Here is a 15,071-nt window from a genome sequence, read left to right as displayed (position 1 = left end):
AAAGGTAAGAAAGAAACAAATCATGAAGAAATATATCTGGCTGATGGCTTGCCTGGTGGCGTTTTCGCCACTAAGCGCCAACGCCGCTAAGAAACAGAAGAAAGCAAAGAAGGCACAAACCGAGCTTTGGCCTGATGGCACAAAGATGGATGCCTGGTTCAGCAACGCCCAGAAGGTGAACGTGGATACCCTGGGCAAGAAATACGTTCTCACCGACTATGGTGTAAAGGCGGATAGCACCCTGATTCAGACCAAGGCTATCCAGGCTGTCATCGACCGTGCTGCCCAGGATGGCGGTGGCGTTATCGTGGTACCTGCCGGAACCTATCAGAGCGGTGCCCTCTTCTTCAAGCCAAAGACTCATCTCTATGTTTCAGAAGGCGGAAAACTGAAAGGAAGCGACCGCATCGCCAACTTCCCTGTGGTAGAAACCCGCATCGAGGGCGAAACCTGCAAATACTTCTCGGCATTCATCAATGCCGACAAATGTGATGGCTTCACCATCGCCGGTCCGGGTACCATCGACGGAAACGGTTATCACTACTGGGAGGAGTTCTGGATTCGTCGCACCTGGAACCGACAGTGTACCAACAAGGATGCACAGCGTCCTCGTCTCGTTTATATCAGCAACTCCAGCAACGTAACCTTGCAGGATGTGCATATTCAGAACAGTCCGTTCTGGACCAACCACATCTACCGTTGCGACCACGTCCGCTTCCTGGGCTGCACCATCTTCGCCCCTACCAGTGGCATGCGGGCACCAAGCAGCGACGCCATCGACATTGATGTCTGTCACGATGTGCTGGTGGATGGCTGCTACATGAGCGTAAACGATGATGCCATCGCCATCAAGGGCGGTAAGGGAACCTGGGCAGACCAGGCACTGGAGAATGGTCCGGTATATAATGTGCTCATCCAGAATTGCCATTACGGAACCGTGCATGGCTGTCTGACTCTTGGCAGCGAAAGTGTGAAAGACCGCAACATTGTGCTCCGCAACATCAAGGTGGATAAGGCACAGCGCGTGCTCTGGCTGAAGATGCGCCCTGATACGCCTCAGCATTACGAGTACGTAACGGTGGATAACATCCAGGGCATCACAGGCAGTTTCCTCGTCATCCGCCCATGGACCCAGTTCTTCAAGCCGGGCGACCGCAAGGACATGCCGTTGAGCCAGTGCAACAACATCACGATGAAGAACATCCAGATGGATTGCGACAACTTCTTCGATGTAGCCAAGAGCGACAAGTATCGTCTGGTGGATTTCACCTTCGAAGACATCACCTGCACCGACAAGAAAATGGCATTCGATGCCAGCCTCATCGAGAACACCATGGCAAAGAAAGTGAATATCACCCCTCGCAGCAAGAGCAACGGATTGAAGACCACAGGCGATGCCGACGGGTTGAAATAACACATACATTTTATAGAAAGTAATACAGAATTGAGTACTGAAACGAGCTTTATTTGCAAGAATAAGGCTCGTTTTGTTTTTTTATATCTCTACTTATTTCTTTTTATCTCTTAAAATTAGGCATTTTCAAATATTTTGCTTAATTTTGCCTGCAAAATAACTTTGAATAAGAAAATGATTGATATAAAAGGTATAACCAAGAGCTTCGGCTCCCTGCAGGTGCTTAAGGGCATCGACCTGCATATTGACAAGGGCGAGGTGGTAAGCATCGTCGGACCTAGTGGTGCCGGCAAGACCACACTTCTCCAGATTATCGGTACCCTCGACAAGCCAGATAGTGGCAGCATTGAGGTGGATGGTGTGGATGTGCGCAGCCTCAGCACCAAGAAGCTGAGCGATTTCCGCAACCAGCATCTCGGTTTCGTCTTCCAGTTCCATCAGCTTCTCCCTGAGTTCACCGCCCTGGAGAACATCATGATTCCTGCCTTCATCGCCGGAAAGGGCAGAAAGGAAGCCAAGGAGCGTGCCGAGGAGTTACTGGAATTCATGGGTTTGAGCGACAGAGCCAACCACAAGCCTGCCGAGTTATCCGGTGGTGAGAAGCAGCGTGTAGCCGTGGCAAGAGCCCTGGTCAACAACCCTGCCGTCATCCTTGCCGATGAGCCATCAGGAAGTCTCGACACCAAGAACAAGGCAGAGCTTCACCAGCTCTTCTTCGACCTGAGAGACAAGTTCGGTCAGACTTTCGTCATCGTTACCCACGATGAGGGTCTTGCGTCCATCACCGACCGCACCATCCATCTCAAGGATGGAATGATAGAGAAAACGGTGGAGGCAGGAGCTGCTGATAACAAGGAAGAAACTGCTGATAACAAGGAAGAGTCTGCTGCAGAAGAACCAGAATCATCCGCAGATTGCATCTAAAAGCATTTTATATTCTCGAAAATAATATGATATGGCAAAAAAGATAAAACTCGGCGATTACAATCGCCTTCGCATCGTAAAGAAAGTAGATTTCGGTCTGTATCTCGATGGTGGTGACGAGGGAGAAATCCTCCTTCCATCCCGCTACGTTCCAGAAGACGCTGGCATCGGAGACGAGCTGGATGTCTTCATCTATCTCGACCAGGAAGAGCGCCTCATCGCTACCACCGAAACCCCATTGGCTAAAGTCGGCGACTTCGCCTATCTCGAAGTGAAATGGGTCAACGAATACGGAGCCTTCCTGGGCTGGGGACTGATGAAGGACATCTTCTGCCCGTTCCGCGAGCAGAAGAAGCGCATGGTGCTCGGCAACTCCTACATCGTGCATATCCACATCGACGAGGAGAGCTACCGCATCGTTGCCTCTGCCAAGATAGAGCGTTATCTCAACGAAGACCATCCTCACTACAAGCATGGCGATGAGGTGGATCTCCTCATCTGGCAGAAAACCGACCTCGGCTTCAAGGTTATCATCGACAACCAGTATCCGGGTCTGCTCTATCAGGACCAGATCTTCCAGTACATCCACACGGGTGACAAGATGAAGGGCTACATCGGAAGAGTTCGTCCTGATGGAAAGATAGACGTCACCCTGCAGAAGACCGGCATCCAGCAGACAGCCGATTTCGCCGAAACCCTCTACCAGTATCTTCTGGACAACGACGGCGAGTGCAACCTTGGCGACAAGAGCGAGGCCGACGACATCTACGAGCGTTTCCACGTGAGCAAGAAGGTTTACAAGCGTGCCATAGGCGACCTCTACAAGAAGCGCCTCATCACCGTAAGCCCTATGAGCATCCGACTGGTAGAATAAGGCTGTTTTAATGGGTCACCTGTAAAAGCGTGTGGATGCAATATAGGTGATCCTGTTTAAAGCCATAGTGTTGTGGCAGATTTGAAAAGGTATAGAATATGGCAAATATGACATTGGCAAGCAATAGCGAGTTCAAAAGCTGGGTCTCGCTGTTGAAGAAAGATATACGCAGCGCACAAATAAAGGCGGCAATAAAGGTGAACACAGAATTGCTTCGCCTTTATTGGCGTATGGGTGCTGACATCTGCGAAAAGCAGAAATCTGCATCTTGGGGCGATGGCTGGCTCAAAGAATTGAGCCGTGAACTTATGGCGGAGTTTCCTGATATGAAAGGGTTTTCCTATCGTAATCTAAGGTATATTCGCCAATGGTATGAGTTTTATAATCAGCGAATTACAATTTGGCAACAACCTGTTGCCAAATTAAGCAAAGATGATGGGCAACAACCTGTTGTCCAAATAAGCGAGGAGGCTTTCTTCTCCGTTCCTTGGGGGCATCATCTGTATATCATATCGCAATGCAAGGACGTTAATCGTGCCGTGTTCTACTTGAAAAAGACTGTAGAAAATGGCTGGAGCCGTGCAATTCTTCTCAATTTTCTTGATACCAATCTGTATGAGCGACAGGGAAAGGCTGTGAATAATTTCACAAGACTGTTGGCTAATCCTCAAAGCGAATTGGCTGCTCAAACATTGAAAGACCCCTATAATTTCGACTTCCTCACGCTTGATGGTGAATACAGAGAGCGAGAGTTGGAACATGGACTTACCCAAAATGTCACACGTTTCTTGCTTGAATTGGGTACCGGCTTTGCTTTTGTCGGGAGTCAAGTTCCACTACAAGTAGGAGAAGATACGGTATATCCCGATTTGCTTTTCTATCACTTGGAACTGCGCTGCTATGTGGTCGTTGAGCTGAAGATTACTAAATTCAAAGCAGAACATCTGGGACAGTTGGGCGTATATGTGAGTGCAGTAAACCATATAAAAAAGAAGCCTACTGACAACCCTACGATAGGTTTGCTTATCTGCAAAACCAAGAACAATGTGATGGCTCAATATGCTCTTGAATCAACCAATCAGCCAATAGGCATCTCCGAATATCAGTTATCTAAGCTCATGCCTGAAAACATACAGAGCCAGTTGCCTACAATTGAAGACATTGAAGCAACACTTTCTTAATCTATTGCTGTCCGATATTAGACAACATACGTGCTAGTCAAACAAAAGGTGGCGCATCAAATAAGATGCGTCACCTTTATTTTCTTATACGGTTTACCGCCCAAACCAAGGGCAGCCATCGTATGATCCTTGATAATCAATTTACCAGCAAGAAAATCTTGCCATACTTGATGGTATTCGCTTTGCCTTGAAATTGCAATAACAAGGCAATTGGTGTCCAAAACAATATTCATAACTATCGGCGATAAGGAGTTCTTTTGTGCAATGTCTCAAAGCTCTTCAGCTTTTCTTCTGTCATTTCCCCACGCTCCCACATTGCATCTAATTCTTCCTGTCCCTTCTTGGCTAAGAAATCAGAGTTCTGCCAATGCTTCCGGGCTTTTTACCCATTGCATCATATCTAAAAGTTCAAGCTGTGCTTGATTAAAAACAGTTGCTGCCATATCAAAATCCTTTCTTTTAAATTAACGCCACAAAATTAACGAAAAGAATTGGAAATGCCCAAAAAAGAACGACTTTCTTCGCTTTAAGACACAAAAAACCTTTCAGCATCAGATAATGTTCAGAAGTTACAGGAATATGATATCAGTATTAGCATGACGGAAGACTATAAGCCAACAGACAATGCCATTGCCGAACGTGTGGAATGTGCTAGGGATACCATCGGTCGTTATATACAATTCTATAATAACCGCAGACCACACATGAGTATAGGCTATAAAACTCCGTCAAAAGTACATTTGGAGCAAGGAATCCAACAAAAGATGTGGAAAAAGAAAATTTATACTTCGAAAAAGAAGGATTCTTAAAAAGATTGTGTATCTTTGCAGGACCAAAAGAGCAAGTCCGGGTTCGGTAAGTCCAGTGGAAGAGTAGTGACTACAAATATAGTACGATTCTTTTTATTGTGTCTATCAAATTAGGAACAAAAAATAAGGAGTGTCTACTATTTCAGTTTTATGAAATTGATAGTGTCTACCTTTCTAGTTTATAAAGTAAAAAAGTGTCTACTGAAATCAGGAAAAGTCAGAGTACGGATATCTCATAAATCCCCATGAAAGAAGGCTTTATGTACCTCTATGCTATAATAGACGTTTACAGCCGTTTCATCGTCGGCTGGAGACTGAGCAATACACTCTCTGCCAACATTTGGAAGTGAAATAATAATTGCTTAACTTTGCTGTGACCAAAACAAAAAGTCTTGCTAACAGCAAGCCAGAGCAAGACAGAGAGGCTTATACCTCTTTCTCCTTGTTCTGAATTATATTCTTAAATTAATATTAAACGCTGTCTAATAAACGGCAGTACTATAAATAATAATTAAAATATGAAGAAAAGAAATTATCTGGGAACATTTGTATATTATTACAATATTCTAAATTATGTTATAAGCGATATGCTTTCCCAATGGGATTTGGCAATAGACGCAAAGATAACATTTGGTAAAAACATACTAGGGCATAATGATAAAAAACGATTAAGACGTGATTCGCTATGGGTGGCAAACAATCATTCAATCGCTATAATTGGTGTTCTTTCTGCACCTATAGCCTTGTTGTTTATGGTTTTAGTTAGCCTCTTTCTAGGGCACAAAATAACGGCCTGCTATATTGTATTGATATTATTTTGTTTGTCGCTTTATATTATGTCCATATCAAAATATGACCATTGCTATTTTGAGTACTTCGAAAGCATACGTGACATCAATATAAAAAAATGGCGTTATCAATGCTTGATGTTTGCGATTGCTGACATGATAGTGGGGGCGGTTCTTGTATGTGTTTTAATTCATATATGAGCCCACATAAAAATTTGGGGTCGATTTTTATGCTAACAAAAACACCCTGAAAATTTTTGAAAAATAATTTTGGTCGTAAAAATCTTGGCTAAAAGAATTGAAACGAAAACAATTTGATATAAGCGTAATTTATTAATGCTGACGGCTATCATAAGATCAACCTGTGGATATAGTTCTGCTCTGTAAACCATTATACCACCATCCACACTATCTGATTCATGTTTGCGCTACTTGTCCGAAATGAGATGAGACAAGGCAGGGGTATTAATTACTACCGTCTCACGAAGTCTTACATCGACAAAAATGGCAAGACTAAGCATCGTAGTGTCCTTTGTCTTGGAGAACTTCCCGGCTTTGACAAGGATGAACGTAACCGACTGGCAGCCATGCTTACCACTATGATTGAGGATGGCCAAAGCGTGATGTGCAATAACCCAAAGCTCTACGAGGAAGCCATGTCTCAATATGTGAAGTACCGTAGCAGCAAGTATGCCCAGGAGAACAATCCCCGTCTCATCGCCGAGCGCAAGGCTCGCGAAAAAATGGTGTATTTGAATTTATCAAAGAGCCAAACGGATATATTAATCATAGATTATTTAGACCCTTAAAATGAAACAGAATGATATAATTTCAATTATTCGAGGTAATAATATTACAGAATATTATTCCTTGAAGAATTTAGGTATTGAAGGCTATGCTTTTCCATACCAAGAAGCACTTAAAATAGTGCAATTATGCAAACTTTTAGCGATTCCGATTTTGGGTGGTGATGTATATAGTATGAATAATTCTGCTATAGACTACTCGGATGATAATTGGTATTATGATAGAACTCCAAATGAGTCATATTACGATTACGTGCAAAATAGTTGCAATAAATCCGAATCTTACATAAGAGGTTTTAAAAGTCATTTTTGTGATATGCCTTTATTTTCATTTGTCCTAGAAGATCAATAAGTGTAACCGAATACTGGCTGAATAAACAGTGTTGGTTTTGGCGGATTAATTGATTCGTCTCAAAAGTCCTGTTCTTCTTTGTAGAGCTGGTGGTTGTTACGGAGGAGAATTTGAAGGACGGCTCTCTGATTCTATTTTTCGATTTGTATGGTTGGAACAGCCTGAAAGGGCAATTTCAACCATACAGATTGTTCTATATATTTCGATTAAGAAGCAGCGTAAGCCATTGACTGATCAGTTGGTAACGGGACTGAGAGTGAATATGAAAAGAAATTATCTGGGAACATTTGTATATTATTACAATATTCTAAATTATGTTATAAGCGATATGCTTTCCCAATGGGATTTGGCAATAGACGCAAAGATAACATTTGGTAAAAACATACTAGGGCATAATGATAAAAAACGATTAAGACGTGATTCGCTATGGGTGGCAAACAATCATTCAATCGCTATAATTGGTGTTCTTTCTGCACCTATAGCCTTGTTGTTTATGGTTTTAGTTAGCCTCTTTCTAGGGCACAAAATAACGGTCTGCTATATTGTATTGATATTATTTTGTTTGTCGCTTTATATTATGTCCATATCAAAATATGACCATTGCTATTTTGAGTACTTCGAAAGCATACGTGACATCAATATAAAAAAATGGCGTTATCAATGCTTGATGTTTGCGATTGCTGACATGATAGTGGGGGCGGTTCTTGTATGTATTTTAATTCATATTTCAACTTCCATGACTAATTCTCCTCATCAAGTTTAGCCATAAAATCAGCAAAACTCATCGGCTTAGTCCCATTCTTCTTATGAGCTTCCATTTCATCAAGAGCACGGTTGAGGCTTTCTGCCACATAGGCTTCCTGCTCTGCCTGGCTCATATATCTTTCCTGGTAACTATTTCCTGATTTGGAGATAGAAGCAGCTAATTTTTCAGCATAGTCTTTGAGCTTAGCGACAAATTCGTCAAGCGTATATTGACCTGTAGAAGGTACTTGAAACTGAATATTAATCGTTTCCATCTTGTTCCTTTCTTTTAAATTAACGCCACAAAAGTAACAAAAAGAATTGGAAATGCCAAAGAAAAGAGTGACTTTCTTCATTTTAAGATACAAAAAAGCCTTTCAGAATCAGAAATGCTGAAAGGCTGGATTTATTCTGAGATAGTTTGAAGTTCCAACATAAACTCCCTTAACTTAATCACATCTACCTTAGGAAACGGGATTTCTTTCAAGACATCATAATGATGATCTTCTGTTACTATGTATAACTATCGGCGATAAGGAGTTCTTTCGTGCAATGTCTCAAAGCTCTTCAGCTTTTCTTCTGTCATTTCCCCACGCTCCCACATTGCATCTAATTCTTCCTGTCCCTTCTTGGCAAAGAAATCAGAGATAACTTGCTTCAATTCTGCCAATGCTTCCGGGCTTTTTACCCATTGCATCATATCTAAAAGTTCAAGCTGTGCTTGATTAAAAACAGTTGCTGCCATATCAAAATCCTTTCTTTTAAATTAACGCCACAAAATTAATGAAAAGAATTGGAAATGCCAAAGAAAAGAACAACTTTCTTCATTTTAAGACACAAAAAAGCCTTTCAGCATCAGATAATACTGAAAGACAATGATACTTATTCTGCGTATGGTCCATTTTCACGTTTATCAAGCAAAAAACTGATAAACTCATTAGAGATATTAGAGATAAATATTATTAAATATAAATATATCAAACGTCGATGGCTTTTTTGTGCCCAAATGTTAAAAACGAGTCAAACATAAAAGAAAGTTTATGTTTAATTTGGTTATTAAAAGACTTTTATGTATCTTTGCATCGTGAATAGATAACTAGATGTTTAACAATTTGAAACTCAATAGATGAATGAAGAAGAGCTAGAAAAGCAGATTAGAATTAAGAAGAAGCTGCTAAGTGATTACATCAGGCTGAGAGAGGCTTATCACATTGATGATGAAACATATTGGAAGTTTACAGACAGCGTTTTAGACCAGCTTTCAGTTCTGATTAAGAAAAGAAAAAAGAATTAAAAATCTCCCCTCCTTCGGAAGGGGATAAAAAATGATAGATATGAATAATAACACGGATTTACTTAAGGAATACGCTTCTCTTGCAGGCAAGGAAGACGAAAAGAGCGAAGCTCGAAAAATAGAGATTTTAAACTACATCAAATTGAATGCTGATGATAGTGATAGAGAAGAGGCGAAGGCTTTCATCAGCCAAAAGATGGAGCAGCTTCAGAGTGAAGTCCTGACTTTGCGTGAGCAGCTCGCAGAGGAAGATTACAAGTTGCTGCCACTTCGATACATCGCACAGGAATACTTCGGTAAAAGCGCAGCATGGCTCTCTCAGCGCCTCAATGGCTCAGAGGTTCGTGGTCATATTTACACACTCAATTCCGAGCAGAAAGATATTTTCAATCGTGCCGTCAAGGAGATTGGACAACGCATTAGCTCTTTGCAGTTAGCATAGGGTTATCTATTCACACAACCGTCCCCGACATGATTCCGTGCCGGGGACATCTTCTAAACAAAAAGAATATGAGTCTCAGGCTACTGCAATGTTTAATAATGAGCGTCAGGGAAAGCATATTAGATATGCACCAGCGGGAACGGAAGTTCAGAAATGCTATCCAGATAAACAGAAGATGATAGATAAAATATATGAACTAGGACCATATAATGTGTCCCATCATTGTGGAACACCTGAAACATTAAAAAGAATGAATGTTATTGATATTTCTTTTCAGAGAGTTCCTATTGATAAACAATCAGCATTTCACAGTGCGCTATCTAGGAGAGTGACAAAATTATTAGATCCATTTAATTCTCATGATCCTGCGTTTCATATAGAAATCAGGCAGTACTAATTATAGAATCAAAAATTTATAGTCTCATTTTAAAAAGAGACTACACAATTATACTATATTCAACAATTAAGTTATATATTACATAAGATATTCAAATATGAAAAATATATATATTATTTCAATAGTAGTTTTTATTATGCTGTCTTGCATGGCATCTTCGCCTCAGCATAGTCTTCAGTCCCGATTGTTTGGGACTTGGGCAGCAAGTGATGATAAGATTGCTGTATTCCAAATCGACAAGGATAGTTTGTATTATATTGATGAAGATCCTATTGTGGCGATATCTTATAAGTTTGCAGGCGATAGTATGTCCCTAGACTATTGGGGGAACACTATCGTACAACACATCTCATTTCGCAAGGATACGCTCGTTATGCAAAACAAGTTGGGCGAGGTTAGTCGTTTTGTACCTGTTAAATAATTCGATCTGTATGGTTGAAACTGCCTGAAAGGGCAATTTCAACCATACATAAACGGTATCTCAAATGTTCAGTGCCGAATGTTAATGCATGGCAGATACCAGTTGCTCCCTTAACGTTTCCACTCCAGGAAAGCTTGTCTTCTGATAGGTTATCTTTCCTTCCTTATTTACAACAAAATAGGTAGGAATGCCTGAGAACTTATGAATTTCGGCAAGAGCAGCAGCCTGTTCTTTGGTCAAGCGCACATGCACGCCACTTATTGTCTTTATCATCTCGCCCCATTTATCTACAGGCGATGAGGCATCGGCTATATAGACATACACCACATCATGAAGTTGTTCTTTCAAAGGACGAATGGCCGACATTGCTGCCCTGCATGGCACGCACCACGTGTTCCAGAAATCGATGAGCACAGCTTTACCTTTATACTTATCTGTTATCGTGGGTAATATCTGCTGGGCAGACATCTTAGGGTCTATGTCAATAATTGATAAGTATGAAGAAGAGGTATTGGCCGTCTTTTTAATCTCTTCCATTTTTTTGTTGGCAGCTGACAGTTGCGACTTTAAATCATCGTTATTGGCAAGAATTAATTCGCGCACCATATCGTTGGCTATACTGTCATGAGCCACCGCTATCTGCTGTTCTGTAAGAGGACATTTGCGGTTGAACGAACGGCTTAGACGCTTACCAATAGCGATATCGTCCAACAAAGGGTCGGCAGACATATATTGACGGCGAAGAGCTGACGTGAAGTCGGATAGATAATGATAGTAACGCTGATTCTTTGAACGAAGCACGGATAGTTGCTCCAGCGGCTTGAAGTAAGACAGCGTGTCGATACGCATGTCGGCACGTGGCACTCCTCTTTTACCAGTTATCATTGGAGCCATAGATATATTGTTTTTAAAGCCAAACAGAGCCGATGCATAATTCATAGACAGGATATTCTGCGCCAATGTTCGGGTGGCGGAGCCAATAGCTGCATTGGAATTGATGGCAGCCGATAGTCGTTCATAGCTCTGCTGCACATAATTACGATATTGCAATGGAGTCATTCCGCAGATATCATCAAAGAAAGTATCGCCATATACATCAAGCATATTCTTTACGCTCTGCAATTCGGTATCTACAGCAGCGTGTTTGCCTTCAAACCATACAAATTTCTTTACTTCAGAATCATTTGCAAAAAGGTGTGTAGCAGCAAGGGTAAGTGTTGGTAGGTCGATGGTCACGGTTGTCGTGTCGTTAGGTACGGCAAGAAACGGTATCTCCATTCTGTTTATGCGTATAGTTGCTACAGTTGGCAATATCGCATTGGCGCTGACTCGACAAGTGCCATCTACGCCTATAGAGTCATGGGCGAATGGCATGCGTTGTGGCGAGAACCAATTATCAACTATAATATCGAGCGTGGTCTTGTATTCTGGTTTATATCCAAGCAAGCGCACGGCTACAACAGTCTTGCCAAGATTAAGGTCGGTTGCTGGTAACTTGCTGTTCTTATCAGGTGCTTGTTGCAGTAAGTGTTGCGGAATGTCGGCCTGTGGAAGCTTGCCATCGAGACGCACTCCATAAATATTCCAGCCGGAATTGTCGGCTATTTCACGAAAGTCAAACTCTGTTGTAGTCTCGGGCATTGGTTTAAAGCGCAATGTGGCTGCAACATATCCACATTCGGGCACTTTCACGAATACCCCTTTAGGCAACTGCTTGCTGCCAATATAGTCATATTTCACTCCATTTGCCATAATAGAAGCATGTGAATCTATGCCCACCTCTCCACTGGCCTGATATATTTTCACGGCAAGAAATGTAGCTTTCTTATCGAGTGTAACACGCTCAATCTCTAATTTGTGATTGTTTGAGCCTAAGAAGTAAGGACGCTCAACAACTCGCTTGGCTTGTGCTGTAGTGGCAACAAGCAGCATCAACAGTCCAACAAAATAATTTATTTTTTTCATATCAATGATAATTAATTGTTCTGATAAAGATACGGTAACTTTATTCTATCTCCTCACACACCACCATATCCACGCTTCTGAATATCACAACAATCTTGTGAAGGCGGGTGGTCTTTACCTCAGATTTCACCACATCACTATCTGCATAGCGATTGACCTGAGCGATGGCTGCCTCTCTCAGCTTCTCTACCTGCTCATCGGTGGCATCCGACTTGCAATATTTCAACTCCACAATATATGAATGCTCCATATCCGGATAATTCTCCAAGAGCGGACGCAGGAAGATGTCGGCATAACCAGCCTGGTTGTCCAGTTCAGAGATAGGACGATAGAACATATTCTGACAGGTCATCGCCAAGGTAAAGCCATGCACATACGACTCACCCTTCTAGCAAATAAGCATAAATCAGCTCTTTAGCCACCTCGTTAGGAATCACAAACTTGGTCTTGCCACGATAGGTTCCATCAATGGTCAACATGCCAAAGTAAAAGAGCAAACTGACGAAATTGTCCGGATCGTTGATGCTCTCGGCAGGAAATCCCCTTTTCAAGTTTCCCGTAACAAATCCATCCGTAACCAGATGCTGGATGATGCTGGCATCATGGGCAAACTCCTTGTCGTGGCGGATGAGCATACGAAGCTTGTTATAATCTACACGGATATTATCCTCTATCATATCACGAGGAATATCACAATTATTGTGAATATACTGGTCGATGAAATACAGCACCATTACAGAGTTATACATCGTTACCTGACCATATCTGTTGATAGCAAAGCAATAGTTATCATACCATGGCTTCATCACCTGGATAAGTTCATCCACGGAATGACGGAAAGGACAAACCGAAGAATAGTAGGTCAACATCTCACGTACTTCTTCCTCCGTAAATCCCGTCATCTCGTTAAACTCGGCGCTCAAGGAATAGTTGGTGCCGATGTTGAAACCACTGGTCAAATCATCCATCGTCACAGGACTGACACCCGTCACGAAAACACGCTTCAAGGATGTACTTGTAGCCGCCTTTACCGCATCGAAGAAGAGACGCAGATAGCCTTCGCCATGCGTCTGCTTGCGATAATTGGTCATATATTGCGGCTCAGCAAGAATCTTATTGGTAAAATGGTCGTACTCATCTATGAAGAGATAGATTTGCTGACCAACTTTATCACACTCCTGACAGATATATTGCAATTGGTCGATACACCCTTCCTGCTTATTCATTTCCTCCTTGATATCTTTAGGAAGATACTGCTGATAAACATCACAGAAAATATTGTAACTGATATTACAGGTAGCATCCAAACCATCCTTATAATCGTCGATACCAGCTGCAACTACAGAGAAATTCAGATTCAGCACCAAAAAGGAATTACGCTCAGGGGTTGGATTCTTACCTATATAAAGATCACCAAAGAGCTGCTCAAACTTATCCTTCTTGTTCACATCATAGTAATTCTGGAGCATAGAAAGGGTAAGGCTCTTGCCGAATCGGCGAGGGCGAACATAAAAGAAAAACTTATTTGCTGCCTCTATTTCTTCTATAAACGGAGTCTTATCCACATAATAGCAATCATCCTTTCTAACATCCTCGAAATTCATCATGCCATAAGGGATGCGCTTGCGATATATGCGTTTCTTCTTCTGTTCCATATCTACTACTTTTTAGACTTTATTCTTTCTTTGTGCAAAACTACAATAATATTTCCTAACTACCAAAGAAAATGATGAGAAATCATACTTTATCTTATTTTTTTCTCCTCACCCAAACCTTGTGACTGTGCTGACCCACTGAGCGGATAGGGGCTTCATGGTCGCTATCTATCTCCTTCAATTCCAAGGAGGCGGCGGTGCGGCTCAAGTTGTTGATGTAGGCATAGTCGGTAAGACCGATGAAGCCATTCTCATCGATGACATCCAGGGCTCGGGCGATACGCTCCTCGCGGGTATATTTCTGCTTCAAAATCTGCTTCACTCCACTCATTTCACGCTCAAGATCGGGGTCGGTTTCCCGCTTCACAGATTGGATGAAATCGGGAGATGCCTTGAAGTTGACGTCTCTTACGCCCACCTTACGATAGGCCATCTTATCATCATCACCCTGCATCTCGGTAGGCTTGTCATCCTCGAAACCCAAGGATAGAGAGAAGGTGCCGAGACCTTCCAGATTCACATTATAGCCCATGGAAAGCATGCGAACCAGCATATCTTCCACATCCATCAGCACGGCTTCAGTGGTACTCGGAGAAATGCCACGATGATAACCCTGCATCTTGTCGATAAACTCCTTGCGAGATAGTGTACGATTGGCCACCATCTTGGGATAAACCTTACGCTTGCCGTCATTATTGAAATCAGGCAATTCCTGCAACTTGTACTTTGCCATATTGTTTCTTCTCCTTATAGTTATTGATGTTATTACGATTGATAATTGTTTCTAATCCTAGCAGAAAGCTTCGTTCATAAGCTTTGAACCTATGTTCAAAGGCTTTGAATATAAGTTCAAAGGCCCTGAACTTAAGTTCAAAAGCTTTGAACATAACTTTCTCCACGGCAAAGATACAATTTTATCTAGAGATAAACAAGAATTGTTCAGGATTTAAACTAAATTAAACAAGTCGCCCTGAAAAGACAAAAGCCATTTGAAAGCTTTTGCCC

The 15,071-nt window shown here is 42.0% G+C and carries 17 protein-coding genes and 1 pseudogene; 13 read left to right on the top strand and 5 right to left on the bottom strand.

What is annotated here, in order from left to right:
- Positions 1–22 precede the first annotated feature (22 nt).
- The 9 genes from KUA49_RS04660 (at position 23) to KUA49_RS04620 (ending at position 7,911) form a co-directional block, all read left to right on the top strand.
- Positions 23–1,414, top strand: coding sequence for a glycoside hydrolase family 28 protein (locus KUA49_RS04660; RefSeq protein ID WP_218412370.1), 1,392 nt, complete (start codon positions 23–25; stop codon positions 1,412–1,414).
- 174 nt (positions 1,415–1,588) lie between these two features.
- Positions 1,589–2,338 (top strand): ABC transporter ATP-binding protein, encoded by a 750-nt coding sequence (locus KUA49_RS04655; protein WP_218412371.1) that lies wholly within the window; start codon positions 1,589–1,591, stop codon positions 2,336–2,338.
- A 31-nt stretch (positions 2,339–2,369) separates the two neighbouring features.
- The gene (locus KUA49_RS04650; protein ID WP_218412372.1) at positions 2,370–3,212 is read left to right on the top strand and encodes a S1 RNA-binding domain-containing protein; all 843 of its coding nucleotides are present in this window, start codon (positions 2,370–2,372) and stop codon (positions 3,210–3,212) included.
- Between the two features lie 98 nt (positions 3,213–3,310).
- A complete protein-coding gene (locus tag KUA49_RS04645; RefSeq protein ID WP_218412373.1) occupies positions 3,311–4,393 on the top strand; it encodes a PDDEXK nuclease domain-containing protein in 1,083 nt (360 codons plus the stop codon).
- A 596-nt stretch (positions 4,394–4,989) separates the two neighbouring features.
- Positions 4,990–5,202: an integrase core domain-containing protein gene (locus KUA49_RS04640; RefSeq protein ID WP_228119428.1), complete on the top strand. Its 213-nt coding sequence runs from the start codon at positions 4,990–4,992 to the stop codon at positions 5,200–5,202.
- A gap of 518 nt (positions 5,203–5,720) precedes the next feature.
- Positions 5,721–6,191, top strand: a complete 471-nt coding sequence (locus KUA49_RS04635) for a hypothetical protein (protein ID WP_153127799.1) — start codon at positions 5,721–5,723, stop codon at positions 6,189–6,191.
- Between the two features lie 245 nt (positions 6,192–6,436).
- Positions 6,437–6,799, top strand: a complete 363-nt coding sequence (locus tag KUA49_RS04630; protein ID WP_256624806.1) for a hypothetical protein — start codon at positions 6,437–6,439, stop codon at positions 6,797–6,799.
- A 1-nt stretch (position 6,800) separates the two neighbouring features.
- Positions 6,801–7,148, top strand: a complete 348-nt coding sequence (imm40, locus tag KUA49_RS04625; protein ID WP_203040154.1) for an Imm40 family immunity protein — start codon at positions 6,801–6,803, stop codon at positions 7,146–7,148.
- Positions 7,149–7,410: 262 nt separating this feature from the next.
- Positions 7,411–7,911 carry a hypothetical protein gene (locus KUA49_RS04620; protein ID WP_218412374.1) on the top strand — a complete coding sequence of 167 codons (501 nt, stop codon included), beginning with the start codon at positions 7,411–7,413 and terminating at the stop codon, positions 7,909–7,911.
- Here the strand turns inward: KUA49_RS04620 and KUA49_RS04615 are convergent.
- Positions 7,889–8,167 carry a hypothetical protein gene (locus KUA49_RS04615; RefSeq protein ID WP_218412375.1) on the bottom strand — a complete coding sequence of 93 codons (279 nt, stop codon included), beginning with the start codon at positions 8,165–8,167 and terminating at the stop codon, positions 7,889–7,891. The two genes, KUA49_RS04620 and KUA49_RS04615, sit on opposite strands and share 23 nt — an antisense overlap.
- Positions 8,168–8,415: 248 nt before the next feature.
- Positions 8,416–8,637, bottom strand: coding sequence for a dephospho-CoA kinase (locus KUA49_RS04610; RefSeq protein WP_153098155.1), 222 nt, complete (start codon positions 8,635–8,637; stop codon positions 8,416–8,418).
- Between the two features lie 381 nt (positions 8,638–9,018).
- Here KUA49_RS04610 and KUA49_RS04605 point away from each other — a divergent pair, with 381 nt between their 5' ends.
- The 4 genes from KUA49_RS04605 to KUA49_RS04590 all read left to right on the top strand — a co-directional run bounded on the left by KUA49_RS04605 (position 9,019) and on the right by KUA49_RS04590 (position 10,446).
- Entirely contained in the window at positions 9,019–9,186 is a 168-nt protein-coding gene (locus tag KUA49_RS04605; RefSeq protein ID WP_203050707.1) for a hypothetical protein, read from the top strand.
- 40 nt (positions 9,187–9,226) lie between these two features.
- A complete protein-coding gene (locus KUA49_RS04600) occupies positions 9,227–9,628 on the top strand; it encodes a DUF5053 domain-containing protein (RefSeq protein WP_203050705.1) in 402 nt (133 codons plus the stop codon).
- An 88-nt stretch (positions 9,629–9,716) separates the two neighbouring features.
- Positions 9,717–10,025, top strand: coding sequence for a hypothetical protein (locus KUA49_RS04595; protein WP_218412376.1), 309 nt, complete (start codon positions 9,717–9,719; stop codon positions 10,023–10,025).
- 97 nt (positions 10,026–10,122) lie between these two features.
- Positions 10,123–10,446, top strand: a complete 324-nt coding sequence (locus KUA49_RS04590) for a hypothetical protein (RefSeq protein WP_218412377.1) — start codon at positions 10,123–10,125, stop codon at positions 10,444–10,446.
- An 81-nt stretch (positions 10,447–10,527) separates the two neighbouring features.
- On the opposite strand, the gene KUA49_RS04585 is transcribed toward KUA49_RS04590, so the two are convergent.
- The 3 genes and pseudogenes from KUA49_RS04585 to KUA49_RS04575 form a co-directional block, all read right to left on the bottom strand.
- Entirely contained in the window at positions 10,528–12,378 is a 1,851-nt protein-coding gene (locus KUA49_RS04585; protein WP_318331690.1) for a TlpA disulfide reductase family protein, read from the bottom strand.
- A 73-nt stretch (positions 12,379–12,451) separates the two neighbouring features.
- Positions 12,452–14,066: pseudogene (locus tag KUA49_RS04580) on the bottom strand (AAA family ATPase).
- 94 nt (positions 14,067–14,160) lie between these two features.
- Positions 14,161–14,799 (bottom strand): hypothetical protein, encoded by a 639-nt coding sequence (locus KUA49_RS04575; protein ID WP_218412379.1) that lies wholly within the window; start codon positions 14,797–14,799, stop codon positions 14,161–14,163.
- Between the last annotated feature and the right edge of the window lie 272 nt (positions 14,800–15,071).

Origin of the sequence: Segatella copri, from assembly GCF_019249655.2 — a bacterium.
Taxonomy (GTDB): domain Bacteria; phylum Bacteroidota; class Bacteroidia; order Bacteroidales; family Bacteroidaceae; genus Prevotella.
Note: the sequence above shows the minus strand (reverse complement) of the source record. Positions and strands in the feature narration are given on the sequence as shown.

Coding starts and splice junctions, on each gene's coding strand:
- KUA49_RS04590 (WP_218412377.1), top strand. CDS start 10,123: ATGAAAAATATATATATTATTTCAATAGTAGTTTTTATTATGCTGTCT.
- KUA49_RS04575 (WP_218412379.1), bottom strand. CDS start 14,799: ATGGCAAAGTACAAGTTGCAGGAATTGCCTGATTTCAATAATGACGGC.
- KUA49_RS04620 (WP_218412374.1), top strand. CDS start 7,411: ATGAAAAGAAATTATCTGGGAACATTTGTATATTATTACAATATTCTA.
- KUA49_RS04600 (WP_203050705.1), top strand. CDS start 9,227: ATGAATAATAACACGGATTTACTTAAGGAATACGCTTCTCTTGCAGGC.
- KUA49_RS04615 (WP_218412375.1), bottom strand. CDS start 8,167: ATGGAAACGATTAATATTCAGTTTCAAGTACCTTCTACAGGTCAATAT.
- KUA49_RS04585 (WP_318331690.1), bottom strand. CDS start 12,378: ATGCTGCTTGTTGCCACTACAGCACAAGCCAAGCGAGTTGTTGAGCGT.
- KUA49_RS04660 (WP_218412370.1), top strand. CDS start 23: ATGAAGAAATATATCTGGCTGATGGCTTGCCTGGTGGCGTTTTCGCCA.
- KUA49_RS04595 (WP_218412376.1), top strand. CDS start 9,717: ATGTTTAATAATGAGCGTCAGGGAAAGCATATTAGATATGCACCAGCG.
- imm40 (WP_203040154.1), top strand. CDS start 6,801: ATGAAACAGAATGATATAATTTCAATTATTCGAGGTAATAATATTACA.
- KUA49_RS04645 (WP_218412373.1), top strand. CDS start 3,311: ATGGCAAATATGACATTGGCAAGCAATAGCGAGTTCAAAAGCTGGGTC.
- KUA49_RS04655 (WP_218412371.1), top strand. CDS start 1,589: ATGATTGATATAAAAGGTATAACCAAGAGCTTCGGCTCCCTGCAGGTG.
- KUA49_RS04610 (WP_153098155.1), bottom strand. CDS start 8,637: ATGGCAGCAACTGTTTTTAATCAAGCACAGCTTGAACTTTTAGATATG.
- KUA49_RS04630 (WP_256624806.1), top strand. CDS start 6,437: ATGAGACAAGGCAGGGGTATTAATTACTACCGTCTCACGAAGTCTTAC.
- KUA49_RS04635 (WP_153127799.1), top strand. CDS start 5,721: ATGAAGAAAAGAAATTATCTGGGAACATTTGTATATTATTACAATATT.
- KUA49_RS04605 (WP_203050707.1), top strand. CDS start 9,019: ATGAATGAAGAAGAGCTAGAAAAGCAGATTAGAATTAAGAAGAAGCTG.
- KUA49_RS04650 (WP_218412372.1), top strand. CDS start 2,370: ATGGCAAAAAAGATAAAACTCGGCGATTACAATCGCCTTCGCATCGTA.
- KUA49_RS04640 (WP_228119428.1), top strand. CDS start 4,990: ATGACGGAAGACTATAAGCCAACAGACAATGCCATTGCCGAACGTGTG.